This is a genomic window from Bacillus sp. UNC438CL73TsuS30 (assembly GCF_000482325.1).
Classification (GTDB): Bacteria; Bacillota; Bacilli; order Bacillales; family Cytobacillaceae; genus Neobacillus.
Genome location: NZ_AXVA01000014.1, coordinates 46,605 through 66,794 on the forward strand (window position 1 = coordinate 46,605; position 20,190 = coordinate 66,794).

A 20,190-nucleotide genomic window follows, 5' to 3' on the forward strand; every position below is an offset into this window, starting at 1 on the left:
AGGAGATCATGTTCATGGCTAAGAAATTCAAACAGAAACAAGTCTTGCCGGGGTTTGGTCTTTCGATGGGATATACGTTGATTTATTTAAGCTTAATCATCCTGATTCCACTCGCGGTTCTCTTTTTAAAGGCGTCAACACTTAGTATACAGGAATTTTGGGACACTGTAACAGATGCGAGAGTAGTAGCTTCCTATAAACTGACCATCTATACATCCTTTATCGCGGCCCTGATAAATGCCGTCTTTGGAACCCTGATTGCCTGGGTACTAGTCCGATATGAATTTATTGGTCATCGGATTATAGATGCAGCTGTTGACCTGCCATTTGCCTTACCCACTGCAGTGGCGGGAATTGCTCTTACAACTATTTACGCACCAAATGGATGGATTGGACATTATTTTGATGCGATTGGGATGAAGGTTGCCTATACCCCACTTGGAATTATGATTGCACTGACTTTTATCGGATTGCCATTTGTTGTCCGATCTGTCCAGCCGATTTTGCTGGATTTGGATCATCAATATGAGGAGGCAGCTGTATCACTTGGTGCTAATCCTATACAGATTTTTTTCAAAATAATCTTTCCTGCTATCTTCCCTGCCATCCTTACGGGTTTTGCCCTTGCCTTTGCAAGGGCATTAGGGGAATATGGATCGGTTGTTTTCATTTCCGGTAACATGCCGATGAAAACGGAAATTGTTCCCTTGCTGATTATTACGAAACTGGAGCAATTTAACTATGCAGGCGCAGCGGCCATTGCCAGTGTCATGCTTGTATGCTCGTTTATTCTATTATTCTTAATTAATTTTTGGCAGTGGAAAATAACAAAAAAACATCGACTGACCTAAAGGTGATGATGATAAATGGTGGTTAAAGAACTAGTAGTTCATGAAAAAAGAATACAGGCTGATTGGGCAGCTCAATTACGAAAATGGCTCCTAATCGGAATTGCCCTTATCTTTTTAGGTTTATTTATCCTGCTGCCATTGCTGGCGGTGTTCTCTGAAGGATTGAAAAAAGGAATTCAGTTATACTTTTTATCCCTTATAGAGCCGGATGCACTGGCTGCGATTAAGTTAACGTTGCTCACAGCTGTAATTGCTGTTCCGGTTAATACCGTTTTCGGTGTGATTGCAGCTTGGGGGATTGCAAAATTCAATTTCAAGGGAAAAAATATCCTCATTACGCTGATTGATATCCCCTTTGCCGTTTCCCCTGTGATTGCAGGCTTAGTTTTTGTCTTGTTGTTTGGTTCTAGAGGCTTATTAGGCCCTTTCCTCGAAGCAAACAATATCAAGATTATCTTTGGTGCAACTGGAATCGTTCTCGCTACTGTCTTTGTTACATTCCCATTTGTTGTTCGAGAATTGATTCCAATCATGCAAGAACAAGGAGTATCAGAAGAGCAGGCAGCTATTACGCTTGGAGCAAGCGGTTGGCAGATGTTTTTTCGTGTCACCCTGCCAAATATAAAATGGGGATTGCTTTACGGAGTGATTCTTTGTAATGCGCGGGCCATGGGGGAGTTCGGAGCTGTTTCCGTCGTTTCAGGCCATATTAGAGGAGAAACAAATACGATCCCGCTTCAGGTTGAAATTTTGTATAACGAGTATAACTTTTCTGCTGCCTTTGCGGTTGCATCTATACTGGCACTTCTTGCCTTGTTAACTCTTGTCTTAAAGAGCATCGTGGAGTGGAAGACCAAAAGGTAAGTATATGTTTTTGTATAATTGGGAGATGAAAAAAATGGGGATTAGCATAAAGGCTGTTTCTAAATCATTTGGTACTTTTTCAGCAGTTAATAATGTGAATTTAGAAGTGCAAACTGGAGATTTTGTTGCATTATTAGGGCCATCAGGTTCAGGAAAAACCACTCTTCTTCGGTTAATTGCCGGGTTAGAGCATATCGATTCAGGAAATGTTTTGTTTAATGGTGTTGATTATACACATAAAACCGTAAAGGAACGTCAGGTAGGGTTTGTTTTTCAAAACTATGCTCTGTTTGAACATATGAACATCTTTGAAAATGTGGCCTTTGGTCTAAAAGTAAGAGCTAGAAAATTACGTTTGTCCAAAATTAAAATAAAGGAAAAGGTCTTTGAACTCTTAAAACTTGTTAAGCTTGAAGAGTTTGCTGACCGGTATCCATCCCAGCTTTCAGGAGGGCAAAAGCAACGGATAGCGTTAGCAAGATCTCTTGCTGTCGAGCCGGAAGTTCTTCTGCTGGATGAACCGTTTGGGGCATTGGATGCAAAAGTTCGACTCGAGCTTCGGCATTGGTTAAGGGAAATCCATCAAAAACTCAACATTACCACCATTTTTGTCACGCATGATCAGGAAGAAGCCCTTGAAATGGCTGACACCGTCGTTGTTATGAATAACGGGAGAATCGAACAAATAGGCTCACCAGAAGATGTCTATCATCATCCTGTAAATGCCTTTGTTTATAGCTTTTTGGGGAGAGTGAACGAATTTAAAGGTGATGCCCTCGTTAATATGAATAATCAAATAGATGTAACGGAGGAAACTATAGGTTACATCAGGCCCCATGAAATTGTGCTTAGTAAGGTGGCGAAGTCAGGCAGCGTTCCATCTGAAGTTAGGCATATTCATACCGTCGGTTCCATTGTCCGGATTGAATTAAGGCGAGTTTTTTCGGAGGATTTTTTTGAAGTAGAAATGAATACGGATAAATACCGGGAAATCGGACCATTGGAAAAAGGGGAGACAGTTTACGCCGAGTTTAAAAATCTAGTAGTGTTTGGGAATAAAAAAGAGGGTCTTCCCATTGAAAATCAACTTCGGGCTATTTACTAAAAAGACTACTAACCCAATTTGGCAATCATTATTTAAGGCATTACCCTATGGATAAATACCATAACGATATATGAATATCCTGGTAACTTAGGGAGAACTCTAACAGTAAAGGAGGTTTTCCCTATGTGTGCCAATTTATTTAATAGAGATAAGGGCGAAGAAAAGGAAAAACTTGAAGAAGTTCTTGAGCATTCGATTGAGGTTGAAGAAGATCTAATGCGTACATATCTGATAGCAGCAGAGCGGGTCCATGATGATGAAGAATTGAAAGAACGCCTCGAAAATTTTGCCGAAGGAAATGCGAAAAGAACAAAACAGTTGCTGGATGAACTGAATGAACAAAACGAGAAATAGATAAATGCTGCGGGACTATGGAGTCTCGCAGCTTTTTCATTTTTGGAAAATTTACCCTGATAGGCAGCGATTTCTAAATGAAAAGGTGCCATTTTGTCGCCAATAAGTAGTCTAGGCTACAATATCAAATGGAACTTGGACCGAAATGTCGCCAATAAGTAGTCTAGGCGACAACTTCAAAAGGAACCAGGGCAAAAGTGTCACCAATAAACCTAATAATGCCCCCTCAACTCTTAAATTTACACCCTCTTAAAAATTAGTTAGCAAATCTTTACAAAACGAAAATGCTACCTTTACATTCATTTTATTTAATGAATATATAAATAATCGCTTTTCGAGGGGGAATAAGAATGAAGAAAAAACGCTTTAGTAAAAAAGGGGCAGCATTGGCACTGGCATTCGCACTGACGATTCCAGCTTTAACACCTGCAGCTGCAGCTGGCAATGGGCATGTGACGATTGACTCCGTCCGTTTTAATGGGATGGATGCACCGAAGACAATTGATCAGATGGTTCAAACCTATACAAACGCATCGCTTGAAGTAAAGTATAGCAATGGTGAAGTGAAGCAATTCCCACTATCATATAAAAAGCTTTTTAAATCTGAAGATAAAGTTGCAATAAATAAAGGGCAGTTAATTCCGGCAGGAACACCAATTGATGTAAACGGTAATCCAATCATCGATACCAGTGTAGAAGGAAAACCTACATACTATGTATCAGATGCTCCCGACTCCAATAGTTTATTGAAACCAATTAATGGACAACTTTACATGGTGACCCATTATGAATATCAAACCATTGATGCTGCAGGTAAATCAGCATATGGTGTGGTTCCTGCATCGATGTCCCTATCAACACTTGAACAACATAAGAAAACAGGGGAATTAACACCAAAAGAGGTTAAGAAAATTGATTTTTCAAGCGTAAATGGACTTTGGATCCCATGTAACGGTTCACTATCACCTTGGAATACCCATTTAGGTTCAGAAGAATATGAGCCTGATGCTCGGAATTTTGAAATGGATGCAAACTCATCTGCAAGAACTCAAACGGAAAGCTTTGCAAAACTTTATTTTGGTGACAAATCAAAAGCAAATCCTTACTTCTATGGATTTGTACCCGAAATTAAAGTCGACAAACAAGGGGTTGCATCCGTTAAAAAACATTATAGTATCGGCCGTTTCTCTCATGAATTAATGAAAATGATGCCGGATCAACGGACAGCGTTCTTTGGTGACGATGGTTCTTATACGACGATGTTTATGTATGTAGCTGACAAAGCAAAAGATCTTTCTGCTGGAACACTTTATGCAGCAAAGTTCCATCAAACTGGTAATGAAAACGGCGGTTCGGGGAACTTGGAATGGATCAAGTTAGGTCATGCATCTGACAAGGAAGTAAAAGCTATTATCGATAGCGGCATTAAATTCAGTGATATTTTCGAAACATCTGCTGAACCAAAAGAAGGTTTCAAAGCGATTAAACAATACTCCTATGGCAAAACTGAGTACCTAAAGTTAAAGCCTGGAATGGAAAAAGCGGCTGCGTTTTTAGAATCACGCCGATATGCAGCAATGCTTGGTGCGACATCTGAATTTAACAAAATGGAAGGTGTCACACTAAACGAAAAGGATAAAAAAGTTTACATCGCAATCTCCGACCAAAGCAATGGAATGTTGGCCAATGCTGCTGACCCAACGGATGATATTCAACTGCCAAAAATTAAATCGGGTGTTACCTATCAATTAGATTTAACAGCTGGCCAACAGGATCGCGATGGGCAAAAGATTAATAGTAAATATGTCGCAAATTCGATGTCTGGTCTAATCGTTGGTAAAGATATGCCGTCAGCGGATGCATACGGGAATACAGCAGATGTAAATTCAGTAGCTAATACGGATAATTTAAGCTATTCCGAAGCACTAAGAACCTTATTTATCGGAGAGGATAGCGGCATGCATACGAATAACTTTGTATGGGCTTATAATGTTGATACAAAAGAATTATCGAGAATTCTATCGGTTCCTGCCGGGGCTGAATCAACAGGTTTGTTTGCAGCGGATAACCGGAATGGATTCTCTTATATCATGTCCAATTTCCAACACCCAGGTGATGAAATAGATAGCAAGAAGATTACTGCCGTAGATAAAGGGGAATTGGAAAAAGCGATGGAAGAACAAATCGGGATTAATCGTACCGGTGGAGTAGGATATATTTCCGGTCTCCCTTCATTGGAAGCTTTACAAAAAAATAGTGATGTAAAAAGTATTTTTAAAAAATAGTTTTAAATCAATCATTCATTCAGGAACTCGATTTTTGACATCGGGTTCTTTTTTTACTGTTTTTTATTCGTTTAAGCGACCTAAACTAGTCCGATCGTAATAGTTTAAAAGGATGAAATTTCTTTATTTGTAATTTACTTGAACTACATAAGAGATTAACAAAATAAGAGTAATCTATTTTTGTACAAAAAATAGATTGGAGTGAAAAGGATGTTAAAGAAGTTTAGAAAAAAGAAAAGACTTCTGGCTGGATTGACCTTAGGAGCTTTCCTTCTTAGTTCTGCCGGTGTCTATGCTGCACAGGATGGGGCATTTGGAAGCAACCTTGTAGGAGAACAAGCAGATGGTTCCGTTCAGACCCCTGTAAACCAATTAATCACACCTGCGGGAAAACAAATCGAATTTGGCGGGAACCCAATTTCTGTTGCGATTCATCCAAATGGGAAGACGGCTGTAACAATCGTTGGTCGAAATAATTACGGTGGAAAAGGTATCAATGTTGTAGATTTGGCAACGGGGAAAATGGCCGCAACAGATTTTTCCATTGGCCTAACTACTATGTGGGGACTAGCTTATTCCAAAGACGGAAGCCAGCTTTATGCAACCGGTTCTAAGAGTGGTACGGGTAAAGTTGTCGTTATGTCCATTGATGAAAATGGTAATCCTTCAATCAAAAAAACTTATAATCTTCCAAAACCGGCTGTAGGTGGAAATATCAACCCACTTGATCTAGCAGTGGGACCGCAAGGCCAGTTATTAGTAGCTCTAAACCGGGACAACAGCCTTGGAGTTTTAGATCCACAAACTGGAACATTAACTGCTAAAATTCCGGTAGAAAATGCCCCAACCAGTGTTTTAGTAGATGGAAATACGGCATACGTTACCAACCAGGGTGGTAGAATTGCAAAGAATAGCGACACGACAGTGGATTCCTCCGGAACAAAAGTGGTCGTTGACCCGAAAACCGGTGCTACTACTACAGGAACTGTCTCTGTCATTGATCTTACAACAAATACGGTAGAAAAAAACATTGAGGTCGGTGTCCAGCCAGAGCGTATGACCCAGTCAGGTCAGTACATATTTGTAACCAATACGAATAGTGACACCGTTTCTGTTATTGATACGAAATCAAAAAAAGTTGTCCAAACTATTGATATTAAACCATATCCGGATTCAGCAAAAGGAGCAGCACCGAATGCAGTCAAGGTAATCGATAACAAGTTAATGGTCAGCCTTGGCCGGGATAATGCGGTTGCCGTATATGACTGGCAGGGACCAGATAAAACTCTGGAACTGCAAGGGTTATTGCCAACTGCATGGTTCCCGGTAGATTTAGCAGTTGATCAGGAAAATAAAAATCTTGTAGTTGCAAATGCAGACGGAATCGGTTCCCGCGGCCCAGCGCGTGATTTAACGATTCAAGGGATTACAGTAACGGGACACTCTTCTTATGCACAAATGGGTTCACTTTCATTGATTCCTTTCCCTACAAAACAAGACCTTATTAAAGGTACCAAGCAGGTATATGCAAATAACAATTGGTTTGGCTTGAAAGACTTGAATGCAAAGCCGAGACATAACTAGAAACCAGTTGCCATGCCTGAACGTGTAGGTGAGCCTTCTACTATTAAACATGTATTCTATATTATCAAAGAAAACCGTACCTATGACCAAGTCCTTGGTGATTTAGGTAAGGGCAATGGCGAACCAGCTTTAACGCAATTTCCTAGAACGGTTACTCCAAACTTTCATAAATTAGCTGAAACATACCCGCTTTTAGATAATTTTTATGTTTCCGGTATCCAGTCCGCCAGTGGGCATCAATGGGTCATGCAAGGAACCAATACCGATTATGAAGATAAAGAAACCGATACTGCAAATGTTCGAAGCTACCCAGGTGGTGCCGGCGATCCGATGGCCTATGCACCTACAGGACATCTATGGGACCAAGCCATTAAACATGGCGTATCCGTAGAAAATTTCGGGGAAGATACGATAAGTTTTGTTGGTTCCGCACCATTCGGTACCTGGACAGATTGGTATAACGATTCATTAATTCTTGCCGGCAAAAAACAAGGTGATCTCCATGTTCCAATTGGAAATTATCAAGCAACTTATGATATACCGTCCCTTGGGCCGATTACACATAAAACATTTCCAACCTTTGATATGAATATTCCAGATCAGTATCGTTTTGAAATTTTTAAGCAGCAGTTTGAAAAGCATGTTAAAAATGATGATTTGCCAGCGTTGAATACTTTATGGATTACCAATGACCATACGTCAGGTAACGCAACCGGTTCTCCAACACCACAAGCCATGGTGGCGGACAATGATTTAGCTGTCGGAAAAATTGTGGACTTAATTTCCCACAGTAAATACTGGAAGGATTCCGTCATCTTTGTTACAGAGGATGATGCGCAAAATGGTTTGGACCATGTGGATGGCCATCGTGAACCGGCGTATGTGATCAGCCCTTGGGTAAAAAAAGGCATTACGGATAGTCATTACTGGACAGTCATCAATATGGTCCGCAGCATAGAGCAGATTCTCGGACTTCCTGCCATGAACCAAAATGATGCGGCTGCAGAACCGATGAGTGAGATTTTTACCAATAAGCCTGACTTTACACCGTACAATTTCGAAGCAAATCAAATTCCGCTTGATACCTTAAATGGTTCGCCAAATTCTAATACAGCAGCACTTGCTAATACAGATAAGGTGACACCGGAGGCAAAGGAACTTTCGAAAAAATGGACAGAATGGTCCAATAAGAACAAGAAGAAATTAACTGGACGTCATGCATCACCGGATGATGTGAATGCAAACATGTTGAACCATTCCGTTTGGTACGCGACAGAAGGATTTGATAAACCATATCCTGGTGAGAAAAAGGTTCACACACCGGATGAAGTGGCAGAACAGCCTGAAAGCTTTGCACCATCACCTGCTGATAATGACTAATGTGGAGTGATATATAACCGAATCTAACAATAGCTGCTCAATCGGGTAGCTATTGTTATAATTTGTATTTTAAAAATATGGTAGTTTTAGTCAAAAAAGGGGGGACTTTTCCGGCAGCCTTGCACGGAGAAAAGTAAAATGGGCCGAATTATAGATGAAACAATAAAACGTGCCGTTCTGATTGTAACCTTAATCGTCTTAATCCTCGTTTGGGGTGGGATGTCCGCCATACATATTCAACGGGATTATCTTCCCGAAATTAATAATCCAACCTTGATGGTCACAGTGCGTGCAGAGAATTACCAAGCACAGCAAGTAAGAGCAAAGATTTTGGAGCCAATCCAACAGGCTGTACGGGTAGTGGACGGCCTGCAAGATATTGAGACAAATTCTTTTAATGGCGGATCACTGGTCAGTCTCAACTTTCCGATGAATTTTGATATGAAAAATGCTGAGGAACAGGTATCGAGAGCTTTAGAAAGGACCTCACTTCCGGCAGGTATCGAAAAACCGTTAGTGACCAGACTAAGTACCCACTCTCTTCCAATCATGAGAATAAGTCTAATGAGTTCTTCTGACAATATTACGGAAAATACACTCCGAACAGCCATTCAAGAAGATATTGTCAATCGCTTAAAAACTGTTCCCGGTGTTAAAGATGTTCTTGTTTCCGGTGGTGGAATGGCGGGCTATGCGGTTCATCTTCGTACGGACGATTTAAAGAAATCAGGTATATCTATTGCTGACATAAAACAGTCACTTGAAGAAAATTATACAACTGGACTGGAGGGCCAGGTGTCAAACCTACAAACTTCTATACCCATCCAAGTTTCAGGTTGGAGGTTGACGGGACAAGACTTGATGCAGCTTCCTATCCATTCTCATGAAGGCAAAACTGTCCCTCTATCTTCTGTAGCTGACATCTCAAATTCGATTGTCAATTTGCAGACGATTTCAAGAACGGACGGAAAACCTAGTGTTCTTTTAGACATTTTGAAAACACCTTCATCCAATATTACAAATGTATCCGATCACATTAAAAGCAGAATAAAGGATATTCCGGCATTGAAAAATAAGGATGTACAACTTGCTATTCAATTTGATCAAGGAGAACAGATCAATTCATCGTTAAAAGGTCTCATAAAAGAAGGGTTGTTAGGTTGCTTATTCTCGGTAATATGTGTTTTTCTATTTTTCCGTAAAATACGTTCAACACTATTAATTGCTATTTCATTACCCATCTGTTTATTAGCCACAACCGGCTTATTAAAAACAATGGGAATTAGTCTTAATCTGCTTACCGTATCAGGACTTATTGTTGCGATGGGCAGAGTGGTCGATGACTCGATTGTCGTCCTTGATAATATGAACCGAAAAGTATTTGAGAAAAAAGAGAAAAATAGCGTTCATTTGTTAACGAGCGCTGTTTCCGAAATGATTCCTGCGATTGTCTCGTCAACGGCTACAACCATTGCGGTTTATCTCCCAATCGCCCTAATTGGCGGCATGGTGAGTGCGGCATTTTCCGGGTTTGCTTGGTCGGTTGTCATTGCATTAGTGATTTCCTTGTTTGTTTCTATCATGGTGGTTCCGGCTCTTTATCATCTTTTTTGGCGGGGAAAACCTGTTGCCGTAAAAGATAATCTAGAACCATTTGGACATAAAATTTTCACATGGGTGTTCAAACAAAAGGGGAAAGTAGCACTGATCACGCTGGCATTATTTTTGCTCACATCTGTGGGAGCAGCTTTTCTTCCAGTCAATTTTTTACCAACGACGTATCGTACAGGTCAACTGGGAATTCAAGTGGAAATGCCGCAAAATACTGCATTAACTGAGGTTGATGCAGAAGTGAAAAGATTGGAGGCTTTATTGACAGAAAATCCTAAAGTAGATTCATTCTCTTCTGGGTTAGGTTCATCTTTTACGCCTCAATCCGATGACGTTTTTGATGCAGGAGGCGGATGGATACAGAAGCCAAATATTGCGAATTTGTCGATAACAGTTAAGAAAAATATTGACGTGAATACCCTTATGCCGGCATTACAGAAACAATTAAACTCTCTATCTAGTAAAGCCGTTTACACAGTTTCAAATCAAAGTATTGCCGGCGATGATTCGCAATTAAAGATTAATCTTACGGGATCGGATAGTCAAACATTGGAAACAATGGCGCAAACGATACGAAACCAGCTTAAGCTTGTACCGGGTCTCTCTATACAAGGGGTTGCCGATGGAGAAAATCAAATCACTCAGTATGAAGTTACACTGAATCGTAAGGCAATTGAAAAATATGGTATTAAACTGAACGATGTATTAACTCGAATCCAGCAATATACCGCCGAAGGAACAAAAGGAGTAATCTCCATTAACCAAAATACTTTTCCAATTGTGATTCATTCCGATGTGCAAAAAAGTACCGGGAAAGATATTTTTTCTTTTATGGGTGGGGAGAGATTTCAGACTAGGGACGGACAAGAAGTAACATTAGATCAGCTTGCAATTCTTATCCCTTCAGGTTCATCCGTGATCGAAGAGAAGGATGGAAAACCGAATGCAGTTGTTACGGCCAATATCATTTCAAGTGATATTGGAAAAGTGACGAAGGAGGTTAAAACCACGCTTAAGAAGATTTCGTTGCCAGAGGGGATTCACTATTCTTTCGCAGGTGCACCGCAGCAGGTATATGAAATGATGTATGAAATGGCACTCGCTTTATTCTTCTCCATATTACTTGTATTGATCATCATTAGTGCTGTTTTTCGAGGATGGAAAGCGCCGCTATCGGTATTACTTTGTATTCCATTCGCGTTTATCGGTTCAGTGATTGGTATGTTTATGTTTAGATTGGAATGGAATCTGGCTGCACTAGTGGGACTCTTGATGCTAACAGGAATTGTTGTTACAAACGGAATTGTCCTTGTAGATAAAATTGAAAGGAATTTAGCAAGTGGGATGAAACTAGAAGAAGCGATTTTACAAGGAACACTGTCTCGGGTAAGACCGATCCTGACAACGGCACTCACAACGGTTTTAACCCTGCTCCCACTTGCATTTTCCTCGAGGTCAGATTCAGTGATCTCTCAAACGCTTGGAATTGTCGTTGTCGGAGGAATGATTAGTTCGACTTTTATCAGTTTATTTATGATCCCAATTTGTTATCGCTGGTTGCATCAACTGCGAATAGGTTCTTCTGTATCGTATAGGAAAGAGGAGCAATTAATTTCTTGAAATCAGTAAATTATACAAGTGAAGTATAGGAATTGTTTAATCCCTGAAATACAAAATTCAGGGATTTTTTTTCATTCGTTTTATTTACATTTTATTTACAATCCTTTTACACCAGGTTTAGAAAAAATCCCCTAAAATCAAATACAATAAAGATAAATAAACGTTTGGAGGGATTGGATGAAGATTACCGTTGCAGGTGCAGGATTAGTTGGATTAGTAACTAGCGCTGGATTAGCAGAATTAGGCCATCAGGTGACATGCATAGACATACAAAAAAAGAAAATTGACTTGCTTCAAAACGGTCGTACTCCAATTAATGAGCCTGGGCTTGATCCTCTTTTAGAAAAAAATCTTAATAACGGAAATCTACATTTTACAATGAGCCCTTATCAAGCTTATTCAGATACTGAAGTCATTTTTATTGCAGTCGGAACAAAAAATAAACAAGACGATTTTGTTGATCTAAGAAACATACATGTAGTTTCAAATACGATTGCCCATTTTATCGAAAATAATGTGGTTTTGTGTATAATTAGCACCGTTCCAATAGGAACGAATGATTTAATTAATAAAATCATCGACAGAAGCAAACCTCCTAATCTTCGTTGTGATGTAGTATCGAATCCAGATTTTCTTCGAAAGGGATCGGCCATTAACGATTTCTTCTATGGTGAACGAATTGTAATTGGGGCTGATAACCATGAGTCTGCATCAATGATAAAACAAATTTATGAACCATTAAAAATCCCAACCATCATCACGGACATCCTAAGTGCAGAAATGATGAAATATGCGATTTAATGTTAAACAGTAGAGTAGAGATAGAATGATAACGGTTAAAAGGGGAATGGATTATGAGCAGAATGTTGCATGTGTTTTATGGATTTGAATGTAGAATATTTCAAAAGGTAAATCGTCATTTTGATAAGAAGCTATTAAATCTTTTTTTTCGTGCCATTACACACCTTGGAGGAGCGGAATTTACCATCATTTCTACTTTCCTCCTGCTGATTTTATCACCAAGAGAGACAAGACTGATTGCTATTTCTAGTGCAGTTGCATTATCAGCAAGTCACATACCTGTTCAAATTGTGAAGCATATGTTCCCGCGAAAAAGACCCTATTTAATGATTGAAAAAACAAAGTTTCCTGATAACCCATTACAAGACCATTCTTTTCCTTCGGGTCATACAACTGCGATATTTGCGGTTGTCACCCCATATATAATTTTTGTTCCTCCATTAGCTATTGTCCTTATTCCGTTAGCAACTTGTGTAGGTGTATCTAGGATTTACTTGGGTCTACACTATCCTTCAGACGTATTTGCAGGTGGCATCCTTGGAAGTTTAACAGGTGTTATAAGTTTTTTTATACTCCTTTTTTGAAAGTACTCTTACTAAATTCCTTTGGAAATACATTAAATAGAAATCACCTTCTAAACCATCTGGCTTTTAAGAAATCCAGATGGTTTTTATTTTACATGGGTTATTTTACCTATTATTTGTAACTCTCTTTACAAAAAATTAACAATTTTAACGAAGATTCACAATTGTTCACTAACTCTTAATCCCAGCTCAACGAGTCCTCTAAATTCCCTCCTTATAATCTTTCATAACGGGCCGCTTAATGAATTAAATAATCTTTGAAGGTGGGTTTAATTGTGAATACACAAAGAAGCTTAAATCTTTTCCATGATTACACTATGACCCAAACCCCTAAACTGCTTTTATCGAAGGAAGCGGAGCAATATCTTTATTTAAAAAGAGCTTTAGACGTTTTCTTTGCTGTAATAGGGATCATTTTCGCATTACCGATTGTTGTTGTTTTTGCCATCCTTATTGTTCTAGAAACAACTGGTTCCCCGTTTTATGTCCAAGAAAGAATGGGGAAAAACGGAAAAATATTCAACATGATCAAGTTGCGATCGATGACCATAGATGCTGAAAAAGAGGGGGCTAAGTGGGCTGAGGTAAACGATCCGCGCGTTACAAAAGTCGGAGCGTTTATTCGAAAAACTAGGATTGACGAACTTCCACAATTTATTTCTGTCTTAAAAGGGGATATGTCGATTATAGGTCCAAGACCCGAAAGGCCTTGTTTCACCGAACAATTTGAGCGGGAAATTAAAGGATTCTCCAATAGGCTGCTGGTGAAACCGGGGCTGACAGGACTAGCCCAAATTAGCGGGGGATATGACATTTCCCCAAGAGAAAAGCTTCAATATGATTTGAAATACATACAAAATCTTTCGTTTTCACTTGAAATAAAAATTATCTTGAAAACTTTTAGAGTGGTTTTTACAGGTGAAGGTGCACGGTAATGGAGGCAGGGGAGACAGATGTCCGCAATTAGAAGAGAACTGCATAAAGGGATAAAGTGGACAGGAATTTCTACTCTACTTATTACAGGGATTCAAATCTTTCAGTTTGCTATCCTTGGAAAAATTATGAGTATATCCCAATTTGGCCTGGTTGGCATGCTGACTACCATTGTGGTATTTGCACAAATTGTATTGGATTTGGGGCTTGGTTCTGCCGTCATCCAAAAGGAAGAGGTCCATAAAAGGACATTATCAACTTTATTTTGGCTAAATCTGATGATGGGGCTTGGAGTTTGTTTAGTGCTTTTCTTTACAAGCCCGTTTTTGGCTAACTACTTTCATCGCAAGGATCTAACGGATCTTATTAAGATTCTTGCGATGATGTTTCTGATCGCTCCCATTGGACAGCAAAGCCAATATTTAATGCAAAAAGAATTACGGTTTAACATGCTTGGTGCAATTGAGGCAGCGGCAACGATAATCTCTTTTTTTACGCTTGTCATCCTCATTTTTATGATTTCTCCCATAAAAGCCTTTGTCATATCTCAAGTAGTGCTTTATGGGCTTAAAGGGATTCTTTACTTTATCTGTTACCAACGGGTATGGCGACCTTCATTGGTATTTGATCTTTCAGAATGCAGAAGCTTTCTCTCATTTGGAGCCTTTCAGCTGTTTTCAAGAATCGTGAACCGAATTGGATCAAATATCGATGTGATTTTAATCGGTAGGTTTATGGGGGCAGAAGCATTGGGGGTTTATAACCTTGTTTATCAAATCGTTACGATTCCGGTATTGAAAATCAATCCCGTTATTACAAGGGTGGCCTTTCCCGTTTTTTCAAAAAATCAACAAAGTCATACTGCTTTAAATGATGGTTTCTTACACATGACAAAGCTTTTAAGTCTTGTTACTTTTCCGCTTTTAATGGGGCTAACGGCAGTTTCAAATGTTTTTATTCCTGCCATATTTGGTGAAAAATGGCTGGATGCTGTTCCGATTTTGCAAATTATGTCGATCGTCGGCATTCTTCGGGTTTTGATGAACCCGAATGGCTCTATTATTCTTGCAAAAGGCAAAGCCAATATTGCGTTTTATTGGGACCTTGGTGTGCTAGTTCTTTATGGCTTATCGTTAAATTTTGCCGTTGCATCGAACAGCTTGAAGGTCGTTGCTTGGACTTATGTAATGGTAAGCATCGTGAACTTTCTAATTGGAAGGTGGTTATTAACATGGTTAATCCAGCTGCAATGGAAGCATTATCTGAAAACCATTATGGTTCCACTGTTATTCTCGATTCTAATAACAGCCATTGCGTATGTTACGAAAGTATTTAGCGCTTTGTATTTTCAAGCAACTGCCATTTTGCCGTTAACGATTTCAGTAGGATTTAGTGCTGGAGTATACTTGCTGCTTTTGTTAAAAGTGTATCCAAATTACTTCTTGAGGATTGTAAATAAACTAGCTAGAGGGCGATAAGAATGAAAGCATTATGGATTACAAGTGTGTATCCAAGTGGTTGTCAGCCAGGGAGCGGCGTCTTTCATGAAACGCAGGTGCAGGCGTTACACCGTTTGGGAGTAGAGGTTACGGTCATTAGCCCGGTTCCACGCAGTCTGACATTTATTCGGAATTTTCGTAAAGCCGATAAGGCCAATAAACAAATCCCTGCGGTCTATGAGCGAAATGGAGTGAAGGTTTATCGGCCAAATTATTTAGCACTGCCCGGACAGCTTAGATGGGCGCAGCCAGACAGGCGGATTGCGGCAGCAGTTCTGAAGACCATAGAAGATTATGGTCTTGCTCCGGATTTAATTCATGCTCATTTTGCGATGCCATCTGGCGGGGCAGCAAGAATTGTTGCCTCTGAAAAAGGTCTGCCATGGATTTTAACGTTACACGGTAGTGATGTAAACGTATATCCGCATTACAGCTCTAGTGCAAAAAAGGCATTTCTTCAATCAGTCAATATGGCAGATTCGGTTTTAACAGTTGCCGAAAATTTACAAAGGAAAACGAAGGAGCTGGCAGGCAGGGAAAGTGCTGTACTCCCAATTGGGATTGATCTTTCCCAATTTCAGCAGCCGGAACAAACCAAGCAGCAAATGAGACGGATGCTTGGGCTCCCTGAGGATAAAAAGATTATTACATTTGTTGGCAGGTTAACGGAAGCAAAAGGTGTATTTGAACTTGCCCAGACGCTTAAGTTTCTATCAAATGAAGTCGCCATTGTCTTCGTAGGGGACGGTCCCGCTAAAGATAAATTAAGCCGGAATCCGGAATTCAATAGCAGGCTTTTCATAACGGGGCAGGTTGCAAATGAAAGTGTGAGAGATTACTTATTTGCTAGTGATTTATTTGCCCTTCCATCCTATACGGAAGGAATGCCGACTGTAGTACTTGAAGCCATTGCTTTAAAAATCCCTGTTATCTGTACAGCTGTGGGCGGTGTCCCGGAATTATTTGGTGAACATCGTGATCTATTAATTGAGCCGAAGTCTGTATCAAGTCTAGTACAGAGAATTCAGGATGTATTAAACCGCAGTCTATATTCACCAAAAATTCTGCTGGATCTCTATGAGCAGGTACAACAAAATTATTATTCCCATAAGAACGCAATACAACTGAAAGAGAATTATAGAAACCTATTAAATTAAATGGAAGGATGATGGAAATTGAAGAAAGTTACGGTGATTGGAACAGGTTATGTAGGTCTTGTATCGGGCACATGCTTTGCGGAAGCCGGCAACCAGGTTACTTGCTGTGATATTAATCAAATGAAAATTAATGATCTCCTGCAAGGCGTTATGCCGATTTATGAGCCTGGATTAAAAGAACTTGTCGATAAAAATGTAAAAAGGGGCACTCTTCATTTTACCTATCAAATTACCCAAGCCATTCAAGAAGCCGAGGTCATCTACATTGCGGTAGGAACTCCCATGACATCGTCGGGAAAAGCAGATCTTACCTATATTAAACAGGTGGCCAAAACCATTGGTGAAAATTTAAATGGTTATAAGGTAATTGTTACGAAAAGTACAGTGCCTGTTGGTACGGGGAAACTGATAAAATCTGTCATCCAAGAACATTCCTATGAACAGATTCCTTTTGATATTGTAGCGAATCCTGAATTTTTACGTGAAGGTGATGCCATTAAGGATTCCATGAATATGGAACGTGCGGTAATTGGCGCAACCAGTGAAAAGGCGTTTCAAATTATTGCAGAGCTGCACCAGCCCTTTACATCCAATATCGTAAAAGCTTCTTTGGAAACAGCGGAATTAATAAAATATGCGGCAAATGCATTTTTAGCTACAAAGATCTCATTTATTAATGATATTGCTAATATTTGTGAGCGTGTCGGGGCTGATGTCACCAAGGTTTCGGAAGGTATTGGGTTAGACAGCCGAATCGGCAATAAATTTTTACAGGCAGGAGTAGGCTTTGGCGGATCTTGTTTCCCAAAAGATACATCAGCTCTTCTACATATCGCGAAAGAGTGTGGATATGAATTTAATTTAATTAAGTCTGTAATTGAAACGAATGAGGGACAGCGGGTCCAATTAGTGAAAAAACTCGAGAATGCTTTAGGAACCTTAAAAGGGAAGACGATTAGTATTTTAGGATTGGCCTTTAAACCAAATACAGATGATATCAGATCTTCACCGGCAATAGACATTATTCCATATTTAGCTGTTCATGGGGCAAATCTCCAGGCTTTCGATCCGATTGCCATTAAGGAAACGAAAAAGCAGCTGGGATACCAGTGTGCCTATTCTGAGAACATATATGAATCGATTCAAAATAGCGATGCCTGCGTGATTTTAACCGATTGGCAGGATGTCAAAGACTTGGATTTAATCAAAGTAAAGGAATTAATGAAACAGCCGCTTATTGTAGACGGAAGAAATGTCTTTGATTTGGAAACGATGAAAGATCTTGGTTTCACCTATCTTTCAGTTGGGAGGCCGGAAGTTCGACAGAAAACTGCCGCGTCAAAGTCACTTTAGGAGTTTTTCAAATGAAAAGATTTTATTTTGTGACAAGATCGAGATAAAAGGGAGAAAAAGGTTTTATGGAAGGTAATAACAGTGTTGCACGTGGAGTTGGTACGCCAGCTTTCCTAATGGTAAGACCTTATGTAGAAACGAACCGGCTGTTTTGTGGTGTGATGTTTTTATTAGTAGCGACCACCTTTCTCAACCAGTCTGTATTAAGTATTCATTTTGGTTTTTTTAGTTTGTTTTTATATCGATTGATATTGATCTCTGCGGCGACTCTCTTCATTGTTTCCATTGTAAAAGAAAAGAACCTCTCACAATATTGGAAGCAAATAAAAGTAAAAGAGGTTCTGCACTTTTTGATGTTTTGGCTTGTTTACGGAACCGTTTCGCTTTTATGGGCGAAATCATACGTTGATGGGATTAAGTATTTATTCCTGCTGGGGACGGGTATCTTATTTGTCTTTTTGGCAGTGTTTACGTTCACAAAAATATCTAGATTGCTCGTTTTTTATGGAATATGGCTATTCATGACGCTGATTCTATTGTGTATTGGCTTAATCAATCATTTTACTCATATTCAGCTCCCAAGCTCAACGTTGTATGGAGGGCCGGAATATAAGTTGTCTTATCCAACTGCGGTGTTTTTTAATCAAAACGACTTTGCAACGTTTCTTACTATCTCGTTTTCTTTTTATGCAGCGGCAGCAAAAAATAGTCGGAATGTGTGGATTAAAACTTCAACAATATTACTTGGATTGTTATGTGTTTATATCATTTATTTAACTGAATCACGAGCTAGTTTGCTAGGGGTCTTCGTAGGTTTGATTTTCTATTTATTTATCCACCTGCCTTCCTATTTAAAGAAGGTGACATTGAACATTGGTTTGATTGCAATGGTTCTTTGTTCCGTGTTTTTTTTCAACAAGGTGTCAAATATCATTGCAGCGAATGATGGGCATTCATCGAATGTAGTAAGGCTGAATTTATTGAAAAATGCCTTCCACTTTATATTAGATACATTTGGATTTGGTGTAGGGGCGGGCAATATTCCATACTACTTGAAAAATGAAGCTATTTACGACACCAACCATGTTGTTGAAGTGCATAATTGGCTGATGGAAATTTTAGGTAATTTCGGAATTATTATATTTTTAGGTTATCTCTTTATGTATGTTTATCTATTTTGTTGCCTTTATAAAGCCTTCAAAAAAACGAGGGATGAAAAGGAAAAAGGAATCATTGAAGCATGCATGATTGGGCAAATTGCCTTCCTTATTTCCAGTATTAGTCCGAGCTCCGTAAGCAATCTATATTTCCATTGGGTTTTCCTGGGGTTTGTCATTGCTACGGTAAATGTATATAACAACAAAAATAGAAAAATTAAGAGTGAAAATAAGCGAAGGAGTAAGCTTCGGAATGGAATTAATCGTTAATAGACTGGCGCAAAGAAGTAAAAAATATCTTTTAATTTTAATAGCAATTCCAATTGTTCTCGGATTGGTGGGATGGTTACTTCCTGTTGGGAAAGAAGCAACCACGTATACTGCCGAAGCGACGCTTTCTTTAGGGAGTTATGATTATGATGAATTAAATAATTCCAAAAATGTAATGATTTTATTAACTAACCCTCCTTTCTATCTAGATAATTTATCAGATCTATCGAATGAGGAACGGGCTGAGATTTTAAGCAAATTACAAGTAACGGCTGTAACGGATAAAATCATTAAACTTTCTTATACAGATTCTCCAAAAGAGAATGCAACTGAAGTAATAAACCAAATTTCAACGGCATTTTTGAAGATGGATAAAATAAGTTTTCAAGAAAAAAAGGAAATCACTCAAGATTCCATTCAATCATTAAGCCAGGAGAAGGTCAGCGAAGATACAATAGTTGACCAACAACGCTTTCTTAATGAACTGAAAACGACACTTTTTGAAATTAAACCGGCGTCATTACTAGAATCTTCAGATCCAAGAGAGGTAATGACGGACAATAAAGCCCTCAACTCAAAGGAACGAGCGGTAGCAGGGATTTTAATTGGAATTACACTCGCTTGTGCTTGGGTTTTGATTCCTGAACTGGTTCGGGGACAGTCAGAATAAAGTGAAACTTCAATCAGTGGGGGTTTTTTTCATCCACCACTGATTGTTAGTTGAACCAATCGGGCTTTGTACGGGCAGTTGACCCCCACTTATGCTTCCTGTTTCCGCTAAC

At 39.3% G+C, this 20,190-nt stretch carries 16 protein-coding genes; all 16 read left to right on the forward strand.

The genetic code is table 11. The features are described 5' to 3' along the window. Positions 1-14 precede the first annotated feature (14 nt). Positions 15-851, forward strand: a complete 837-nt coding sequence (gene cysT, locus M028_RS0107860) for a sulfate ABC transporter permease subunit CysT (protein ID WP_026573426.1) — start codon at positions 15-17, stop codon at positions 849-851. Positions 852-866: 15 nt separating this feature from the next. Then, positions 867-1,715, forward strand: coding sequence for a sulfate ABC transporter permease subunit CysW (gene cysW / locus M028_RS0107865; RefSeq protein ID WP_081810685.1), 849 nt, complete (start codon positions 867-869; stop codon positions 1,713-1,715). 34 nt (positions 1,716-1,749) lie between these two features. After that, on the forward strand, positions 1,750-2,820 hold the full coding sequence (locus tag M028_RS29605) for a sulfate/molybdate ABC transporter ATP-binding protein (RefSeq protein WP_051590962.1): 1,071 nt from the start codon (positions 1,750-1,752) through the stop codon (positions 2,818-2,820). A 123-nt stretch (positions 2,821-2,943) separates the two neighbouring features. Continuing rightward, positions 2,944-3,174, forward strand: coding sequence for a hypothetical protein (locus tag M028_RS0107875; RefSeq protein ID WP_026573428.1), 231 nt, complete (start codon positions 2,944-2,946; stop codon positions 3,172-3,174). A gap of 350 nt (positions 3,175-3,524) precedes the next feature. Then, on the forward strand, positions 3,525-5,459 hold the full coding sequence (locus M028_RS29610) for a PhoX family protein (RefSeq protein WP_035423940.1): 1,935 nt from the start codon (positions 3,525-3,527) through the stop codon (positions 5,457-5,459). Between the two features lie 210 nt (positions 5,460-5,669). After that, positions 5,670-7,043, forward strand: a complete 1,374-nt coding sequence (locus M028_RS33310; protein ID WP_197031388.1) for a YncE family protein — start codon at positions 5,670-5,672, stop codon at positions 7,041-7,043. Positions 7,044-7,055: 12 nt separating this feature from the next. Continuing rightward, entirely contained in the window at positions 7,056-8,423 is a 1,368-nt protein-coding gene (locus M028_RS33315; RefSeq protein WP_197031389.1) for an alkaline phosphatase family protein, read from the forward strand. Positions 8,424-8,561: 138 nt separating this feature from the next. Continuing rightward, positions 8,562-11,654: an efflux RND transporter permease subunit gene (locus tag M028_RS0107890; RefSeq protein ID WP_026573429.1), complete on the forward strand. Its 3,093-nt coding sequence runs from the start codon at positions 8,562-8,564 to the stop codon at positions 11,652-11,654. 177 nt (positions 11,655-11,831) lie between these two features. Beyond that, positions 11,832-12,455, forward strand: coding sequence for a nucleotide sugar dehydrogenase (locus tag M028_RS29620; protein ID WP_051590963.1), 624 nt, complete (start codon positions 11,832-11,834; stop codon positions 12,453-12,455). Between the two features lie 62 nt (positions 12,456-12,517). Beyond that, positions 12,518-13,039 carry a phosphatase PAP2 family protein gene (locus tag M028_RS0107900; protein WP_035423961.1) on the forward strand — a complete coding sequence of 174 codons (522 nt, stop codon included), beginning with the start codon at positions 12,518-12,520 and terminating at the stop codon, positions 13,037-13,039. A 317-nt stretch (positions 13,040-13,356) separates the two neighbouring features. Beyond that, entirely contained in the window at positions 13,357-13,974 is a 618-nt protein-coding gene (locus M028_RS0107905; RefSeq protein ID WP_133337625.1) for a sugar transferase, read from the forward strand. Positions 13,975-13,992: 18 nt separating this feature from the next. Continuing rightward, positions 13,993-15,450 carry a teichuronic acid biosynthesis protein TuaB gene (tuaB, locus tag M028_RS0107910; protein ID WP_026573432.1) on the forward strand — a complete coding sequence of 486 codons (1,458 nt, stop codon included), beginning with the start codon at positions 13,993-13,995 and terminating at the stop codon, positions 15,448-15,450. Between the two features lie 2 nt (positions 15,451-15,452). After that, positions 15,453-16,628 (forward strand): teichuronic acid biosynthesis protein TuaC, encoded by a 1,176-nt coding sequence (gene tuaC / locus M028_RS0107915; protein WP_026573433.1) that lies wholly within the window; start codon positions 15,453-15,455, stop codon positions 16,626-16,628. 18 nt (positions 16,629-16,646) lie between these two features. Continuing rightward, the gene (tuaD, locus tag M028_RS0107920) at positions 16,647-17,981 is read left to right on the forward strand and encodes a UDP-glucose 6-dehydrogenase TuaD (protein ID WP_026573434.1); all 1,335 of its coding nucleotides are present in this window, start codon (positions 16,647-16,649) and stop codon (positions 17,979-17,981) included. A gap of 65 nt (positions 17,982-18,046) precedes the next feature. Next, complete coding sequence (gene tuaE, locus M028_RS29625) at positions 18,047-19,408, forward strand: teichuronic acid biosynthesis protein TuaE (RefSeq protein ID WP_051590964.1); 1,362 nt, start codon at positions 18,047-18,049, stop codon at positions 19,406-19,408. Continuing rightward, a complete protein-coding gene (locus tag M028_RS0107930; RefSeq protein WP_026573435.1) occupies positions 19,392-20,078 on the forward strand; it encodes a hypothetical protein in 687 nt (228 codons plus the stop codon). The genes tuaE and M028_RS0107930 overlap by 17 nt, the downstream gene beginning before the upstream one ends. Positions 20,079-20,190 lie beyond the last annotated feature (112 nt).

What these genes read in the sequence shown, in the direction of transcription:
- cysT (WP_026573426.1), top strand. Translation starts at nt 15, where the DNA reads ATGGCTAAGAAATTCAAACAGAAACAAGTCTTGCCGGGGTTTGGTCTT.
- cysW (WP_081810685.1), top strand. Translation starts at nt 867, where the DNA reads ATGGTGGTTAAAGAACTAGTAGTTCATGAAAAAAGAATACAGGCTGAT.
- M028_RS29605 (WP_051590962.1), top strand. Translation starts at nt 1,750, where the DNA reads ATGGGGATTAGCATAAAGGCTGTTTCTAAATCATTTGGTACTTTTTCA.
- M028_RS0107875 (WP_026573428.1), top strand. Translation starts at nt 2,944, where the DNA reads ATGTGTGCCAATTTATTTAATAGAGATAAGGGCGAAGAAAAGGAAAAA.
- M028_RS29610 (WP_035423940.1), top strand. Translation starts at nt 3,525, where the DNA reads ATGAAGAAAAAACGCTTTAGTAAAAAAGGGGCAGCATTGGCACTGGCA.
- M028_RS33310 (WP_197031388.1), top strand. Translation starts at nt 5,670, where the DNA reads ATGTTAAAGAAGTTTAGAAAAAAGAAAAGACTTCTGGCTGGATTGACC.
- M028_RS33315 (WP_197031389.1), top strand. Translation starts at nt 7,056, where the DNA reads ATGCCTGAACGTGTAGGTGAGCCTTCTACTATTAAACATGTATTCTAT.
- M028_RS0107890 (WP_026573429.1), top strand. Translation starts at nt 8,562, where the DNA reads ATGGGCCGAATTATAGATGAAACAATAAAACGTGCCGTTCTGATTGTA.
- M028_RS29620 (WP_051590963.1), top strand. Translation starts at nt 11,832, where the DNA reads ATGAAGATTACCGTTGCAGGTGCAGGATTAGTTGGATTAGTAACTAGC.
- M028_RS0107900 (WP_035423961.1), top strand. Translation starts at nt 12,518, where the DNA reads ATGTTGCATGTGTTTTATGGATTTGAATGTAGAATATTTCAAAAGGTA.
- M028_RS0107905 (WP_133337625.1), top strand. Translation starts at nt 13,357, where the DNA reads ATGACCCAAACCCCTAAACTGCTTTTATCGAAGGAAGCGGAGCAATAT.
- tuaB (WP_026573432.1), top strand. Translation starts at nt 13,993, where the DNA reads ATGTCCGCAATTAGAAGAGAACTGCATAAAGGGATAAAGTGGACAGGA.
- tuaC (WP_026573433.1), top strand. Translation starts at nt 15,453, where the DNA reads ATGAAAGCATTATGGATTACAAGTGTGTATCCAAGTGGTTGTCAGCCA.
- tuaE (WP_051590964.1), top strand. Translation starts at nt 18,047, where the DNA reads ATGGAAGGTAATAACAGTGTTGCACGTGGAGTTGGTACGCCAGCTTTC.
- M028_RS0107930 (WP_026573435.1), top strand. Translation starts at nt 19,392, where the DNA reads ATGGAATTAATCGTTAATAGACTGGCGCAAAGAAGTAAAAAATATCTT.